Below are 1,500 nucleotides of genomic sequence, written 5' to 3'. Positions count from 1 at the left end.
GGAAGGTACCTTTCAGCTTTTGAAACAAAGATAGACATGCACCCGGGCAAAAAAGGAAGTGCGCAGACCATTTCATACCACCGTTCTCTCCAGGATTATGCGAAGGCGTTCGCAAAAGAAGGTTTCGCTATTGTCAAACTTGAAGAATGGATCTCGCACAAGAGAAGTGAACGTGGTCCTCGGCAGAGCGCGGAAGACATTGCCCGCAAAGAGATACCCCTATTCCTCGTGCTTGAGGCAAAAAAATTGTCGAGAAATGAAAAATAAATCTATGAAATGGGTCATATTTACTGGTACATGGCGTCTCACAAACAAGGAAGTTGAGAACGACGTACGTGTTGCGGTACGCAAAGTGCTCGCGCGTGGAGACGGGGTTGTAACTGGGGGAGCAACCGGAGTTGATTATTTTGCCATGACTGAGGCATTATTGATTGACCCTAGCATTTTGCGACTAAAGGTGATCATTCCCACAGATCTGACAAATTATATTTCGGATTATCGAAAAAATTGGAATAAGTTTCCAGTCACAGAAGAAAGCATCAACGAGCTTGAAAAAGTTCTTAAGCAGATCAAAGAGCTAAGAAAAGAGCATTTAATAGAAATGCCGCCCAAGTATGATATTACACAGGATCACTATGATCTTCGACACAATGAAGAAGTCGCCATATCGGATGAAGTATGCGCATTTCAAGTAAATAATAGTACTGGAACTCAAGATACCATTAATAAAGCAAGATCCGCCGGTTTAAAAATTGCGCTTTACAAGAAGTACGACATCAAAGAGTAAGAAAAATTTTAAGCAAAGAACCCTTTTTAATTATATCAATAATTTCCAACCATGACCCTAATATTACTTTTTGGTATAATGCACATAAATTAATCTAAATTAAAAAAACATGTCAGAAAAAGAACTTAAGGGGATCATCAAAGATTTTTTAAACGATCACCGCAAGGCTGTGCTTTCAACAGTAGGGGACGATGAACACCCGACGACATCTCTTATGCTCTACGCCATAGATGACGATTTGAACGTATATTTCGGCACACGCAAGGCCTTTGGCAAGTACTCGGTCATCAAACGCCACCCTTATGTCTCGCTTACCGTCGTGGAGGAAAAACTAGACCCGCTTAAGGCGGTTGAAATCCGCGGGAAAGTTGAATTCATCCCGGAAGACAAAACGGCCGAAACGCTTGGTTTTTTTGAATCAAAAAATCAGAGCAAATATTACATTAAAGGCGCTTCAGATTTTGTGATGTTCAAAGTGACTCCTTCATTTGTGCGCTTTCTCGACGCCTCTTCCGGAGATCTTGTTTTGGAACATATGCCGGCTGGCGCAAAGAATTAAAAGGTCGCTGTGTCCTTGTGGTGCGCAGTTAAGTAAAGGGTATTAAATCGCAGGACTTGCCCTCCGGTTTAATACCCTTTATAGTAAAGGAAGAGCAAATTCTCTTTATTAATCAGTAGTAATATCGTATCAATAACATATATGGATCAGATGC

At 41.1% G+C, this 1,500-nt stretch carries 3 protein-coding genes; all 3 read left to right on the top strand.

All coding sequences use genetic code 11. From position 1 onward, the window contains the following. Positions 1-267, top strand: a 267-nt coding sequence (locus NUV69_05775; protein MCR4325161.1) for an SAM-dependent methyltransferase, incomplete at its 5' end; no start/stop codon positions are given. A 4-nt stretch (positions 268-271) separates the two neighbouring features. After that, positions 272-787: a hypothetical protein gene (locus NUV69_05770; GenBank protein ID MCR4325160.1), complete on the top strand. Its 516-nt coding sequence runs from the start codon at positions 272-274 to the stop codon at positions 785-787. A 109-nt stretch (positions 788-896) separates the two neighbouring features. Then, a complete protein-coding gene (locus NUV69_05765; protein MCR4325159.1) occupies positions 897-1,346 on the top strand; it encodes a pyridoxamine 5'-phosphate oxidase family protein in 450 nt (149 codons plus the stop codon). The last annotated feature ends 154 nt before the right edge of the window (positions 1,347-1,500 follow it).

The sequence above is a fragment of the Candidatus Curtissbacteria bacterium genome, from assembly GCA_024654445.1.
Classification (GTDB): Bacteria; Patescibacteriota; Microgenomatia; order Curtissbacterales; family GWA2-41-24; genus JANLHP01.
Note: the sequence above shows the minus strand (reverse complement) of the source record. Positions and strands in the feature narration are given on the sequence as shown.